Raw genomic sequence first — 14,187 nt, 5'->3', positions numbered from 1 at the left:
AGATATGAGGGGATAGTTCTATGTATAAGGTATTGTTGGTTGATGATGAAATTTTGATAAGAGAACGGATTTCACAGAGAATACCATGGGGATCACTGGGGTTTGAACTGGCAGGAACCTGCGAAAACGGAAAAGAAGCCATCAGCTTTATGGAGAAAGAGCCGGTGGATCTTGTGCTTACGGATATCTGCATGCCTTATGTAGATGGTCTTGAACTGGCGAAGTATTTATATGAAAGCAGGAAATGTACAAAAGCGGTAATTATAACCGGCTACGACGAATTTGAGTATGCCAAAAGAGCGGTGGAATACCATGTACTTTCCTATGTGCTGAAGCCGGTTACTGCAGGGGAACTGATTGAAAAGCTGAAGGAAGCAAAAAAGATCCTGGATGGAGAAGCGGAGAATCTCCAGGTCAGGACCTATTATGAAGGGAGTTACCCCCTTTTAAAAAACCAGTTTTTGCTTCAGCTTGGGCAGGGACGGATTCATGAGGATCAGATCGGGGAAAAACTAAAAGAATTTCACATTGATTTTACCGGTGAATGTTACTGCGCAGCCCTCCTTTGTCCCAGGGATCAGGCAGAAAAAAAGGAAATTTCCCAGATGGCGGACTTAGTCCGGGAAAAATGGAATGAAGATGTGCTTGTGACCGAAGATGACGATGGTCAGATTCTTCTTTATGTAAAGAAGAAAAACAGCTCCCAGATGAAAAAGGAGATTGCAGTGATCTGCAATGAATCTGCAGACCTCATTCTTAAGAAAATGGGAAAAATTGTTTACTGCCTGGTGGGGACCTGTGTATTTAATTTAAGCGGACTCAGCTTTTCTTATGAAAAGGCCATGGAAATGAAAGAGTATCTTTATCTGGAGCGGGAGCCGGGAATCTATGAATGGGACAGGTTTCAAAAGTACAGGCTCAGCGCTCAGGGTTTACTGAGTGAAGGTGAACGGGAAAAACGAATTGTACTTGCAGTCAGAAGCAATCTGGAAGAAGAGATTAAAATGGAGATTGCACAAATTCGGACGGAATGTCAGGTCAACTGGGTTACCAGAAATAAAGTTGTGGTGATCTACCAGAGTCTGATCCTTGCAGTCATGAATTTTCTGGAGCGGCTCAATCTTGTGGAAGACCAATTCTTCTTAAAAGAACAGGAGATTATATCCGGACTGTTTGGCTGTACTTATATTTCCCAGATGGAAGAAAAAGTGCTGGACTTTTTTCATACAGCACTGGAGATTGTAAACAGCAACCGGGGCAATTACGGGGATCATCAGGCGGTAGCAGCGCTGGAATACATCAACAGCCATTATTCGGACTGCAGCCTGTCTCTCCAGGAGATATGTGAGAAACTGGCCATCAGCGTCAGCTATTTCAGCTCTGCTTTTAAAAATTATACTGGTATGACCTTTGTGGAAGCACTGACTAAGAAGCGGATGGAAAAAGCCATGGAGCTTTTGGAAAATACCTCCTTAAAGACTTACGAGGTTGCGGAAAAATGCGGATACAACGATGCCAACTATTTCAGTGCCATTTTTAAAAAGGCAACGGAAAAAACACCGAAAGAATATGCGGGCTTAAGAAGGAACCGGAAAGGCAGCTATGAGAATTGAAGTCAGGTTTAAAAGTATACGGACCAATATGATCATTTATTTCTCTCTTCTGGTTCTTTTAACCGTAACGGTGTTCCTGTTCTTCTCCATAAGGTTTACCAAAAGCAATCTGATGGACAATTCGGAAAAAAACAGCAGGCAGCTGATTGAACAGGTCAACTTTAACATTGAAAACTACATTGACTACATGGAAAACATCTCCCAGGTGATTATGAACAACCGGGATATAACCGGATATTTGTTCGATGACGGAACAGAAACCGGAGAAGGCTTAAAAGAAGCCTTTCAGACCATACTCCATGCCAGGACAGACATCTATAACATTGCCGTTCTTGGAGACAATGGGAGATATTTTATCAACAATGGAAGTGACTTAAACTTACGGGCACGGCTTAAGGACAAAGAGTGGTATCAGGATGCAAAAATGGCGGAAAGCAAAATTCTTATTTCCTCCTCACACGTACAGAATCTGGTAAAGAACGATTATAAATGGGTGGTAACCCTAAGCCGGGGGATAACCAATCCCGCTACGGGACGGGTGGAAGGGCTGCTGGTCATTGATTTAAATTATGACGTAATCAATGATTTATGTGAATCCATCAGCCTGGGAAATAAGGGGTATGTGTATATCCTTGACCGGAAAGGGGAAATCGTCTATCACCCCCAGCAGCAGCTGATTTTAAGCGGGGTAAAAAAAGAACTTTTAAAAGAAGTATCAGCCAGCAAAACCAGTCTTACCCATGTTGATGAAAACGGAGAGAATAAGATTTATACCCCGTTTCATTCGAAAAAAACAGGCTGGACCATTGTGGGAGTGAATTACACCTCAGAGCTGGCAGGCAACGAAGTGGCCATGAAAACCATGTATACGGGAGCCGCATTTCTGCTGATTTTGCTGGCGTGCCTGTTTGCTGTCTTTCTGTCGGCTAAAATTACAAAGCCCATCAAACAGCTTCAGGCAGCCATGAAGGAGGTGCAGGAAGGAAAATTCCAACCGGTGAGTATTGAAACGGCAGGAGAGGATGAGATCTCCAGTCTGACCCATTCCTTTAACAGCATGACGGAGCGGATCGATGAGCTGATGAAAAAAAACAGCAAGGAGCAGGCAGAAAAAAGAAAGAGCGAATTAAAAGCGCTGCAGTCTCAGATCAACCCTCATTTTCTTTACAATACACTAGATTCCATTATCTGGCTGATCGAAACGGAGGATTCGGAGCAGGCGATCAATATGACCTCAGTTCTCGCCAGGTTTTTCCGTCAGGCAATCGGCAATTCCAACATCTATGTGACGGTGTGGCAGGAGCTTGAATATACCAGAAACTATCTGCTGATCCAGCAGATGAGGTATAAAGATAAGGTGGCTTTTGATATCCGGGTTGACTCAGAGGTTATGGAGTGCGCCATTGTCAAGCTGGTTTTACAGCCACTGGTGGAAAACGCCCTGTACCATGGATTAAAGTACAAAACAGAGCAGGGCAATATTCTCATTTTCGGATACAGGCAGGATGAAACCGTGATATTAAAGGTTATGGATGATGGTGTAGGCATGACAAAAGAAGCTCTTAACTGCATTTTTCAGAAGAAAACAGATCAGAAGCATAACGGTGTGGGAATGAAAAATATTCAGGACCGCCTTAACATGTATTATGGGCCCGGATATGGTTTAAGCGTGGACAGCAGGGAAGGGGAGGGAACGACTGTGACCATCACAATCCCTTACCGGCGGATGGAGGATGTGAATGAAGAAACATAAAAATGCATTATTAGGAATTCTGTTCTTAACTCTGGCTGTTTCCTTCCTTTCAGGCGTCTTTTTACTGGATGAGTTCGGTGAGAAGAAAACGGTTAAAATCGTCTTTATACCCAAGGTCCAGGACAAGACAAATGACTTCTGGATGTCCATGATATCCGGCGCAAAAAGTGCAGGTAAGGAATATCAGGCCAATCTTGTGATTCTGGCTCCAGATGAGGAAAATGATTTTGAGACCCAGAAAAGATACATTGAAGAGGCAGTGAAGATGAAGCCGGATGCCATCGCACTTGCTCCCATACGGTATTCGGAGATGACGGATTGCGTTAAACAGGTAACAGATGCAGGAATTAAACTCATTCTTATCGACTCCAAACTGGATCAGAATCTTGAGGAAACCTACATTGGAACAGATAATCGTAACGCAGGTCTTCAAATGGGGCAGAAGATGCGGGATTATGTGGGACCGGATACAAAAATCGCCGTTGTTTCCCATGTAAAAGGTTCTTCCACAGCCATAGAACGGGAGGAAGGGCTTCGGCAAGGGCTGGGGGAGGATCAGAGCAAGATTAAAATGGTCCTGTACAGCAATTCCGACTACAACCAGGCATATGAAAAAACACGAGAACTGATGAAGGCGAATCCGGACATTACGCTGATCGCCGGGCTTAATCTGTATTCTACAGTTGGAGTTGCAAGAGCCATCCGGGAGATGAATTTAAGCAGGAAAGTGCATGTGGTAGGCTTCGATAATGACATTGAAGGAATTCAGTATTTAGAAGAGGGGATCATTGATACCCTGATTGTGCAAAAACCCTTTAATATGGGATATATCGGGATCCAGACTGCGGTAGAATCCGTGCGGGGGAAAAAGCCTGATAAAAATATATACTGCGATACGGAGGTGATTACTGCAGACAACATTTATACCGATGAAAACCAGAAGCTGCTCTTCCCATTTTAAGAAAGTAAAATCTTCTTCTTTTTTTGTAAGATCCTCTATATTAGAAATTTTCTATTCCGATATAATGGACTCATGAGAACAAAACAAAGTGTTCCAGACAAAAAGAAGCGGAGAGTGAGAATGTGGGCAGGGTTATGCTGAGAATGAAGGGAATTGACAAGTCCTTTCCTGGGGTACATGCTTTGGATCACGTAGATCTGGAGGTAGAAGCAGGAGAGGTTCATGCACTGATGGGGGAGAACGGAGCAGGAAAATCCACTCTGATGAAAATCCTTACAGGCATCTATTCTAAAGATTCCGGTACCATTGAATTTGAGGGTCAGGAAGTGAATTTTACCACTCCAGCCAAGGCCCAGGAAGCCGGAATTGCAATTGTCCATCAGGAACTGAATATGATGAATCACTTAACAGTGGCCCAGAATCTGTTTATTGGCCGGGAAATAATGAAAAGTGGATTTATCAGCGATTCCATGATGAATAAAGAGGCAAAGAAGTTATTTGGGCGTCTCAATATTGAGATCGACCCCTCTGAGGTTATGGGGAATTTAACCGTGGGGCGGCAGCAGATGTGTGAAATAGCGAAAGCAATTTCCAGAGACGCCAGGCTGATTGTATTTGATGAGCCATCCGCAGCGCTGACGGAAACAGAGATAGAAGAGCTGTTTAAAATTATCCGGGATCTGCGATCCAGGGGGATGGGAATCATCTACATATCCCACCGAATGGATGAAATTAAAGTGATTACAGACCGGGTAACGGTTATGCGTGACGGAACCTATGTGGGCACATTGACAACAAAAGACTGTACCAAGGATGACATCATCAATATGATGGTAGGCCGGGTAATTTACGAAGAGCCGAAACAGACTGCCAGCGTAAAAGGGGATGCCCCGGTGGTTTTAAAAGTGGAACATCTTAGTGCCGGTAAAATGGTGAAAGATGTGAGCTTTGAGCTGAAAAAAGGTGAAATCCTGGGCTTTTCCGGATTAATGGGAGCAGGGAGAACAGAAACAGCCAGAGCTATTTTCGGAGCGGATAGAAAAGATGGGGGAGAGATCTTCATCAATGGCAGAAAAGCAGAGATAAAGACAACAGAGGATGCGGTCAGTCAGGGAATCGGATATCTGTCAGAGGACCGGAAGCGCTTTGGACTTGTGGTGTTTAAATCCGTTGCGGAAAACTCCACCATGGCTTCCCTCTCGTCATTCATGAAAGGCGCATTTATCGATAAGAAGAAAGAGCATCAGCAGGCAGAGCATTATGTTCATCTGCTAAATACCAGGACTCCCAGCGTAGATCAGATGGTAGTGAACCTGTCGGGAGGAAACCAGCAGAAAGTGGTAATTGCCAAATGGCTGATTAAAAACTGCGATATTCTTATATTTGACGAACCCACAAGAGGAATTGATGTCGGAGCAAAAAGCGAGATCTATCAACTGATGAATGAACTGGTAAAACAGGGGAAATCCATCATTATGATCTCGTCGGAAATGACTGAAATTTTGCGTATGAGTGACAGGGTCATCGTAATGTGTGAAGGACGTATTACCGATGAAATCCCAATCGAGGAGGTGTCGCAGGAGCGGATCATGGCTTCTGCTACCATGAGAAATCAGGAGGTCAGCAATGGAAAAACTGAAAAATAACCCGCTAATCAAGGCGATAGGAACCCAGAGGCTGGTAGCATTGCTGGCGCTCATCGTAATTTACCTGGCATTCGGAATCATGAATCCCAGATTTGCAACCTATAACACCATGGTGAACATTTTTGATGCCTCCTATTATATTGGATTTATGGCAATCGGCATCTGTTTCGTAATTGCAACCGGCGGAATCGATTTATCCATCGGAACGGTGCTTACCATGTCCGGTCTGGTGGCAGGATACTTAAGCGTAAATATGGGATTTCCCATATGGCTGGTGATTATTATCTGTATTTTAATCGGAACTGCCTTTGGTGTTGTAAATGGCCTGCTGGTGGCAAAAATGGGGCTTCCGCCCTTCATTGCAACCCTTGGAACCATGATGCTTTCAAAAGGAATCGGCTCTATTATCACAGGAGCCCAGTCAGTCACCTGGAAATCAGGTTCTGATCCGGAAGGCTGGTATCGCGCCATATTTAAAATTAAAACAGAGAGCGGACTTTTAATCCCAACCGGATTTTTATTCCTGATTGCAGCTGCCATTGTCATGGCTGTTGTAATGAACAAAACCAAAGCAGGACGCTATATCTTATCCCTAGGAAGCAACAAAGAAGCAACCCGGTTATCCGGAGTCAATGTGGATAAATATTTAATTATTGCCTATATCATCAGCGGTACCTTTGCTGGGATTGCAGGTTTAGCCTATTCCACCATTTATTCCACGCTGCTGCCGGGAGGCGGAGCCGGATTTGAAATGGATGCCATAGCCGGTGTGGTAATTGGCGGAACTTCCATGTCAGGCGGAATCGGAACCATAGCCGGAACCATGATTGGTGTATTTATTATCTCTGTATTAAAGACAGGGCTGCCCTTTGTGGGACTTCAGACCCACTACCAGCAGGTTGCCACAGGTCTGGTCATCATCGTTGCAGTATTTGCCGATGTGTATCGTAACAGGAGAAAGAGCTGAGCGCAGTGTAATTCGCAAGAATTTACATAAAAAAACCAGGAGGAAGCAAACAATGAAGAAAAATGTATGGGGCGTTTTAATCACAGCAGCTATGATGGCATCACTGACTGCCGGCTGCGCAAGCAATTCTTCTACCAATGATGTGAAAACCACAGCAGCGGCAGAAAGCAAAACAAAAGAGGCAGGTACCCAGGCAGCTGCTGAAGCAGCAAAAGGCAAGGAAGATATGACCGTTTACATGGTGGCAAAGGGCTTTCAGTCCCAGTACTGGCAGGCGGTTTATAAGGGAGCACAGAAGGCATCTGGGGAACTGGGCGTTCACCTGGAATTTCAGGGACCGGATTCTGAATCAGATATAGCACAACAGGTTCAGATGATGAACAATGCAGTTCAGATGAAACCGGCAGCAATCGGACTGGCAGCTCTTGATGTTTCCGCCCTTAACGACAGCATTAAATCTTCCCAGGATGCAAAAATACCGATTATCGGATTTGACTCCGGTGTTCCGGATGCACCAAAGGGTGCTGTTGTTGCCAATGCAGCTACAGATAATTACAAGGCAGGCGAAGTTGCGGCAGAGAACACCTATCCGCTCATTAAAGACTTAATTGCAAAGTCATCAAAAAGTGTCCGAATCGGTGTACTGAACCAGGATGCAACCTCAGAGTCTATTATCAGCCGTGGTCTTGGATTTATTGACAAAATAACAGAATTAATCAAGGCAGACGGAAAAACCGTATGTATCACCGGCAATGATAAGTTTGTATCCGACTCTAAGACAGACAAAGGAAACTCAGCAGATGTCATACTTGATGTTGCTGTTCCTTCCAAGGTAGAAGCTTCCTTAATGACTACCGATGCACAGACCATTTTAAACAAAGAAGATACCATTTGTATCTTTGCTTCCAACCAAAAGACCGGTGAAGGTCTGATTACCGGCGACGAGAATTTAGGAAGATTAGGAAAAGATGTGATCGGAGTTGCATTTGATTCAGGAACTATGATTAAAGATGCAATCAAATCCGGAAAACTGGCAGGCGCTGTTACCCAGGCTCCAGTAGAAATTGGTTATCAGACCGTAAAACTGGCAGTTGCAGCTGCAAAGGGTGAATCCGTTGCAGATGTTGATACAGGAAGCCAGTGGTACAACAAAGACAATATGGACAGCAGTGATATTTCACAAAACTTATACGATTAATTATGAAGCGCTCTCCTTGACAGGAGAGCGCTCTTTGAGAAAAGGAGAATAATATTATGTTAAAAGGAATTCCATCAATTATCAGCCCTGAGTTATTAAAGATTTTATGTGAAATGGGTCATACCGATGAGCTTACCATAGGAGACGGAAACTTTCCGGGCCATACATACGGCAAAAAGGTGATCCGTCTGGATGGCCACGGAGTGCCGGAAATACTGGACGCAATTTTGCAGCTGTTTCCCCTTGATACCTATGTGGATCATCCGGTTACGCTGATGGGAGTGGTTCCCGGTGATGACGTTAAGACTCCCATCTGGGATAAATATAAGGAAATTGTGGCAAAACATGATGAGAGAGGGGCTGCCTGCTTTGAAGAAATTGACAAGTGGGAATTTTATGACCGGACAAAGAATCACTCCTCCGTTGTGATTATGACAGGTGAAAGTGAGCTGTATGCCAACATCATACTGAAAAAAGGCGTGGTAAAATAATTATATATTCCTGAAAGGATCTGCTTGCTATCAGAGCAGAAAGGATTATAATAAGAATAAAAATCCCAATTCAGGAGGATGAGGCATGAAGTATCGGATCAATCCCAAAAATCAGGACGAACTTTCCACCCTGGGTTTTGGCTGTATGAGGTTTAGCAGGGATGAAAAGGAAGTGGAAAAGCAGATCATTTATGCCATCGAGCATGGCGTTAATTATTTTGATACTGCATATATCTATCCAAACAGCGAAGTAGTTTTAGGAAGGGTGCTTTCTAAGGGATATAGGGAACGGGTGAAGATTGCTACTAAAATGCCTCCTCACACCATTAAAAAATACGAGGACTTTGACCGGATCTTTTTAACTGAATTAGAACGGCTTCAGACCGATTATATCGACTATTACTTAATTCATATGCTGCCTGATACAACGGTATGGAACCGGCTGATAAAGCTGGGGATTCATGAATGGATTGAAGAAAAGAAAGAAAAAGGCCAGATAAGGAACATAGGTTTTTCCTACCACGGAGGGAGAGATGAGTTTTTCCGGCTGGTAGACATTTATCCATGGGAATTCTGTCTGCTTCAGTATAACTATTTAGATGAGAACAAACAGGCTGGCATAGAGGGGATCCGGTATGCTTCCAGTAAAGGCCTCCCAGTCATGGTTATGGAACCACTGCGGGGCGGAAAGCTGGTGACAAATCTTCCCAAAGAGGTGAAGTCCATCTGGGATAATGCCCATGTGAAGCGTTCCCCTGCAGAGTGGGCATTTAAATGGCTTTGGAATCAGCCAGAAGTCACGGTTGTGCTTTCTGGAATGAATTCCATGGAAATGATAAAGGAAAATATCAGAGTGGCTTCCGAGACGGAGGTTAACGCCTTTACTGATGAGGATTTTAATTTATTTAAACGGGTTAAGGAAATTCTTGACCAGACCATAAAGGTTCCCTGCACCGGTTGTAATTATTGTATGCCGTGTCCTATGGGAGTGGATATCCCAACCTGTTTTTCCTGTTATAATGACATGGAGATAGAGGGAAAATTAGCTTCCAAAGGCAAATACATCATGCAGACCAGCATTAAAAATCAACCCCGCAATGCATCGCTTTGTGTAAAGTGTAAAAAGTGTGAATCCCATTGTCCCCAGCATATTAAGATCAGCGAGGAGATGACACAGGTAGCAAAGTCCCTGGAAGGGGTTACCTACAAACCGCTGCGGTTCCTGATTAAAAAGGTTATGAGATTTGATAAATAAATTACAAAGAAAACCGGCTTTGGATTCTATGAACAGAACCCAAAGCCGGTTTTCGTATATTTCATTATCTCATGCTGGATAATAAATCAGTCAGGGTTTCAATCGGATAGAGTTCCTGCATTCCTGCCATTTGGATTGTACGGAAAATATGGGCGGCAAGTGGATGGATCCCATTTTCCGGAATGTGAACCTCTTTTAGGGAGACAGGAGCATCGATCTTCACAATCCAGTTACGGAATGCTTCCACACCCTCTTCCCCCCTCTGTACCCCAAAGACATTACGGGCAAAGCGCTCATATCTTTGTGGATTCATGGACATATGCCAGCTGGTCCATGCAGGCAGAACAACTGCCAGACCTGCACCATGAGGAATATCATATAAAGCTGACATGGAATGCTCAATTAAATGGGTATCAAAACGATTTCCCTCCACACCAATGCGGGTACTGCCGTTTAATGCCACAGAAGCTGCCCAGATAAATTCACTTCTTGCTTCATAATCAGACGGATTTTTCAGCAGAATATCGGTGGTGCGAATAACTGTTTTTAATATATTCTCAATGTGATCCGCTGTCATTTCCGGAATATAGGATGCTGTAAAATATAAGTCAAGGCAATGAGAACAGATATCAACAGCTGAATAAGCCAGATAATGACTGGTAACGGTAGACTGTAAATCCGGGTTGATCACAGAAACGCTTGGATAGGCAGCAGGACTGGAAAAACCGAATTTTTCTGTGGTTTCTTCATTGGTAATAACTGCGGAACAGTTCGTCTCACTTCCGGCTGCGGACAATGTGAGGATATCAAAGATCTTTAAGGCAGCATCAGGAGAATTCTGATAGTTGCATAGATCCCATACATCACCGTCATAAACTACTCCTGCAGCAATTACCTTGGCTGAATCAATCACAGAGCCGCCTCCGATGGCCAGAATTGCATCTACATGGTTTTCCTTAGCAATTTTAACACGGAGGCCATTGAGCAAAATGGGATGCCCAGTGTCAAGGGGCTGGCCGCAGCTATGGGGTATTCCCCCAATTATCTTTCCGATATGTTAAAAAAAGAAACGGGGAAAACAGCCCAGGAGTACATTAAATTACAGGTACTTGATGCTGCCCGGGAGCTGCTGTTAAGAACAAAAGAACCAATTTACCGGATTGCTGGCAGGCTTGGATTTGAGCAGCCCTCCAGTTTCACAAAATTCTTTAAAATACAGACTGGAGTCAGTCCTCAGGATTATCGAAATCAGCATATAGTCTGATTCCTGTCAGAAGTAAGTCATAGATGAAGAATCATCATTTATGTCTTACTTTTTTTTATTACGCACAACTTTAATTCAGCTTGACAATCTGACGATAATATAATTAAACTATTTGAAATAGTCCAATGAAAGAATACGTATGATAGAGGTGATGGTATGCTTAGCCATATTCGAATGAAAATGCTTCTGATCGTTATTCCCGTATTATGTATGATCCTCATACTGAGCTATAATGCCAGTGTAAAGACAGCAAAAAGGCTGGTTGATCATGAGACCAGTGAACGAATATCTGCAGAGAAAGAGATACAGAAAAACATCATCGAAAAGAACATGAATGATGCGGCTGAAATATCCAGAGCTCTGGCTGTGTTTGCAGGAAATGGCTGCAAAGATTATTCATCCGATTATTTCTTTCATATTTTGAAGCCCATTGTCCAGGATAATCAGTTTATACTTGGGGCTGGGTTCTGGTATGAGCCGTATGCATATGACAAGTCTCAAAAATATATGGGACCCTATGTGTACCGGGATGGCGACCGGATCATACCAACATTTGATTACAGTAACGCTGACTACGATTACTTTTCCCAGGATTACTATGCTCTTGCGAAGAAAACAAATAACATTGTGTGGACGGATATGTACTATGATCAGACCAGTAATCTTTATATGATTACCTGTTCCCAGCCTGTCTATGATGATAACGGCAAATTTATGGGCTGTGTAACTGTGGACGTAGGACTGTCTTCCATGCAGAAATTTATCTCTGATTACATTGCCGGCCATGCTGGTACAACCTATATTATCAATAGGGAAGGAACCTATCTTGCTGCAGAAAGCGAAGCTGCTGTGAAAGTAAAAAGCAGTGTATTCGATTCCCCTAATCAGTCCTATCTTGCTGCTGTTTCAGAAGTTATTTCAAGTGACAATGGAAGAACATCTTATATTAAAAATAAACAGGAGATTACTGTGTTTTATAAGACACTGAATGATCTGGGCTGGAAAATTGTCTTTGAAATACCGGAGAGCTCCATTAATAAACCTATACGGCAGCTGTCAGATACGTTCATATGGATATTCGGAATTTCCCTTCTGTTTATGTCCCTCACCGTTTTTATTCTCACCGGCAGAATTATTGACCATCCGGTGAAAGCTATTTTAAGAGAAATAAAAGAGATAGGAGATCGCAGCTTTGACCAGGAGGTCAGCAGAGAACTGGTAAAAAGAAGAGATGAATTTGGATTAATTGGAAAATCTCTGAATGAAATGAAGCAGCAGTTAAAACAAAGCAATGAAAAGCTGGAGTATTCTCTTAAAGAGAATGTAGATTCCCAAAAGCAATTAATCTTGCAGAATCAGATTTTAACAGAGCGGGAAACCCAGATGTATCACAGCCTTAAATACGCTCATTCCCTGATGGAAGCGATTCCTGACACCGTATTTGTCATTTCCCAGGAAGGGGTATTTTTAGACTGTATTGGAGATCTGGATCATCTGTTTTTTAAGAGGGAACGTTTTATTGGTAAAAATATTACCGATGTAATGCCGCAATCCATTGCTGCAAAGGGCAGGGAGCTGATCGATCAGGTATTTCTCACTGGAGAAAACCAGAAAATTGAGTATGAGTGGACCAGTGCACGAATTACAGAATATCATGAACTGCGGATTGTAAAATGGTTTGATGACAAAGCCATTGCAATTGCCAGAAACATTACAGAAACCCATAATTATATTAAGGAAATTGAAGAGATCAGTTATCATGATCATATAACAGGACTGCACAACAGAAGGTATTTTGACCAGGCATCAAAGGAACTGAATCAATCAGAAAATTATCCCATCAGTGTCATTTTTGCTGATCTCAATGGACTGAAGATGGTAAACGATTCCTTCGGTCACGAATACGGAGATTATATGCTGAAGCGGTTTGCCGAAATCCTGGCGGATTCAGGAAAGAAAGGAGAACTAATCAGCCGTGTAGGCGGAGACGAGTTTGCGATTATTTTAAGAAAGACAGAAAGAGGGGAAACAGACCGGTATATCCGGGAATTAAAAGAAAAATGTGCCAAGGAGACCATCAACGGAATCGAGCTCTCAGTTTCGTTCGGATATCACATGATTGAGGAATCCGGGATGCCCATTCAAAAAGCGGTAAAGCTGGCAGAAGATGAGATGTACCAGAATAAATTATATGAGGCCAGCAGCAGAAGAAGCAGAACCATTGATATTATATTAAATACCCTTCATGAAAAGAATCCAAGAGAGGAGCAGCATTCCCAGAGAGTGGCAGAAATCTGTGAGATAATGGCAAAACAGATGGGGTTGCCTGACAGCGATGTAAATAAGATTAAGGCAGCCGGTCTTCTTCATGATATTGGGAAAATCGGAATTCAGGAAGAGGTGCTAAATAAACCCGGTATCTTAACGGATGATGAATATCAGGAGGTTAAAAAGCATTCAGAGATCGGATACCGTATCTTAAACACTTCTCCTAATATGTCGGAAATAGCGGAGATTGTTTTATGCCATCATGAGCGGTGGGATGGGAAGGGATATCCCAAAGGAAGAAGTAAGACAGATATTCCGCTGTTTGCAAGAATCATTACCATAGCGGATGCCTACGACGCCATGACAAGTGACAGAAGCTACCGGAAGGCACTGCCTTCTTCCTATGCAAAAAGCGAGCTGATTAAGGGTTCAGGAGAGCAGTTTGATCCGGAGCTGGTTGATTTTTTTGTGAACCATATGAAGGGATTGAATTGACAGCATCTGTCCCCTGTGTTAAAATCGAGAAAATTCAATAATGTTTTGGGGAGCTGGTGACCCGGCTGAGAGGAAGTAAAGAACTTCGACCCTTATAACCTGATTTGGGTAATGCCAACGTAGGGACAGCCACTCTTACTAACTATCATGAGATATGTCTTTATGGGCATATCTCATTTTTTTGTGTGACAGTAAAAAATAAACCCCCTGCTATGCAGGGGGAGGGCTGATCTTTAGATATAAGTTACTCCTGTGCTAAAATAAATGTAGGTCTGC

11 protein-coding genes and 1 riboswitch are annotated in these 14,187 nt (G+C 43.1%); of the genes, 10 read left to right on the top strand and 1 reads right to left on the bottom strand.

What is annotated here, in order from left to right; translation table 11 throughout:
* The first annotated feature begins 20 nt into the window (after window positions 1-20).
* The 8 genes from BXY41_RS16470 to BXY41_RS16435 all read left to right on the top strand — a co-directional run bounded on the left by BXY41_RS16470 (window position 21) and on the right by BXY41_RS16435 (window position 9,884).
* Complete coding sequence (locus BXY41_RS16470; RefSeq protein ID WP_104437962.1) at window positions 21-1,613, top strand: response regulator transcription factor; 1,593 nt, start codon at window positions 21-23, stop codon at window positions 1,611-1,613.
* On the top strand, window positions 1,603-3,366 hold the full coding sequence (locus BXY41_RS16465; protein ID WP_104437961.1) for a sensor histidine kinase: 1,764 nt from the start codon (window positions 1,603-1,605) through the stop codon (window positions 3,364-3,366). The genes BXY41_RS16470 and BXY41_RS16465 overlap by 11 nt, the downstream gene beginning before the upstream one ends.
* Window positions 3,353-4,327: a substrate-binding domain-containing protein gene (locus BXY41_RS16460; RefSeq protein WP_104437960.1), complete on the top strand. Its 975-nt coding sequence runs from the start codon at window positions 3,353-3,355 to the stop codon at window positions 4,325-4,327. The genes BXY41_RS16465 and BXY41_RS16460 overlap by 14 nt, the downstream gene beginning before the upstream one ends.
* A gap of 122 nt (window positions 4,328-4,449) precedes the next feature.
* On the top strand, window positions 4,450-5,973 hold the full coding sequence (locus BXY41_RS16455) for a sugar ABC transporter ATP-binding protein (protein ID WP_104437959.1): 1,524 nt from the start codon (window positions 4,450-4,452) through the stop codon (window positions 5,971-5,973).
* Complete coding sequence (locus tag BXY41_RS16450) at window positions 5,954-6,940, top strand: ABC transporter permease (protein ID WP_104437958.1); 987 nt, start codon at window positions 5,954-5,956, stop codon at window positions 6,938-6,940. Before BXY41_RS16455 ends, BXY41_RS16450 begins: the two co-directional genes overlap by 20 nt.
* Before the next feature lie 52 nt (window positions 6,941-6,992).
* The gene (locus BXY41_RS16445) at window positions 6,993-8,138 is read left to right on the top strand and encodes a substrate-binding domain-containing protein (RefSeq protein WP_104437957.1); all 1,146 of its coding nucleotides are present in this window, start codon (window positions 6,993-6,995) and stop codon (window positions 8,136-8,138) included.
* 56 nt (window positions 8,139-8,194) lie between these two features.
* Entirely contained in the window at window positions 8,195-8,629 is a 435-nt protein-coding gene (locus tag BXY41_RS16440; RefSeq protein WP_104437956.1) for an RbsD/FucU family protein, read from the top strand.
* An 85-nt stretch (window positions 8,630-8,714) separates the two neighbouring features.
* Window positions 8,715-9,884 (top strand): aldo/keto reductase, encoded by a 1,170-nt coding sequence (locus BXY41_RS16435; RefSeq protein ID WP_104437955.1) that lies wholly within the window; start codon window positions 8,715-8,717, stop codon window positions 9,882-9,884.
* A gap of 64 nt (window positions 9,885-9,948) precedes the next feature.
* Here the strand turns inward: BXY41_RS16435 and BXY41_RS16430 are convergent, their stop codons facing one another.
* Window positions 9,949-10,872, bottom strand: coding sequence for an iron-containing alcohol dehydrogenase (locus BXY41_RS16430; RefSeq protein WP_170072425.1), 924 nt, complete (start codon window positions 10,870-10,872; stop codon window positions 9,949-9,951).
* Window positions 10,873-10,878: 6 nt separating this feature from the next.
* On the opposite strand from BXY41_RS16430, the gene BXY41_RS16425 reads away from it, so the two are divergent.
* Complete coding sequence (locus BXY41_RS16425) at window positions 10,879-11,148, top strand: helix-turn-helix domain-containing protein (protein WP_207657082.1); 270 nt, start codon at window positions 10,879-10,881, stop codon at window positions 11,146-11,148.
* 156 nt (window positions 11,149-11,304) lie between these two features.
* A complete protein-coding gene (locus BXY41_RS16420; RefSeq protein ID WP_104437953.1) occupies window positions 11,305-13,911 on the top strand; it encodes an HD domain-containing phosphohydrolase in 2,607 nt (868 codons plus the stop codon).
* A 36-nt stretch (window positions 13,912-13,947) separates the two neighbouring features.
* A riboswitch (TPP riboswitch) is annotated at window positions 13,948-14,055 on the top strand.
* Window positions 14,056-14,187 lie beyond the last annotated feature (132 nt).

Origin of the sequence: Lacrimispora xylanisolvens (assembly GCF_002934545.1) — a bacterium.
In the GTDB taxonomy this organism is placed as follows: Bacteria; Bacillota; Clostridia; order Lachnospirales; family Lachnospiraceae; genus Lacrimispora; species Lacrimispora xylanisolvens.
The sequence above is the reverse complement of the archived record's forward strand: the minus strand, read 5'-3'. Positions and strand labels throughout refer to the sequence as shown.

What these genes read in the sequence shown, in the direction of transcription:
- BXY41_RS16470 (WP_104437962.1), top strand. Translation starts at nt 21, where the DNA reads ATGTATAAGGTATTGTTGGTTGATGATGAAATTTTGATAAGAGAACGG.
- BXY41_RS16465 (WP_104437961.1), top strand. Translation starts at nt 1,603, where the DNA reads ATGAGAATTGAAGTCAGGTTTAAAAGTATACGGACCAATATGATCATT.
- BXY41_RS16460 (WP_104437960.1), top strand. Translation starts at nt 3,353, where the DNA reads ATGAAGAAACATAAAAATGCATTATTAGGAATTCTGTTCTTAACTCTG.
- BXY41_RS16450 (WP_104437958.1), top strand. Translation starts at nt 5,954, where the DNA reads ATGGAAAAACTGAAAAATAACCCGCTAATCAAGGCGATAGGAACCCAG.
- BXY41_RS16445 (WP_104437957.1), top strand. Translation starts at nt 6,993, where the DNA reads ATGAAGAAAAATGTATGGGGCGTTTTAATCACAGCAGCTATGATGGCA.
- BXY41_RS16440 (WP_104437956.1), top strand. Translation starts at nt 8,195, where the DNA reads ATGTTAAAAGGAATTCCATCAATTATCAGCCCTGAGTTATTAAAGATT.
- BXY41_RS16435 (WP_104437955.1), top strand. Translation starts at nt 8,715, where the DNA reads ATGAAGTATCGGATCAATCCCAAAAATCAGGACGAACTTTCCACCCTG.
- BXY41_RS16425 (WP_207657082.1), top strand. Translation starts at nt 10,879, where the DNA reads ATGCCCAGTGTCAAGGGGCTGGCCGCAGCTATGGGGTATTCCCCCAAT.
- BXY41_RS16420 (WP_104437953.1), top strand. Translation starts at nt 11,305, where the DNA reads ATGCTTAGCCATATTCGAATGAAAATGCTTCTGATCGTTATTCCCGTA.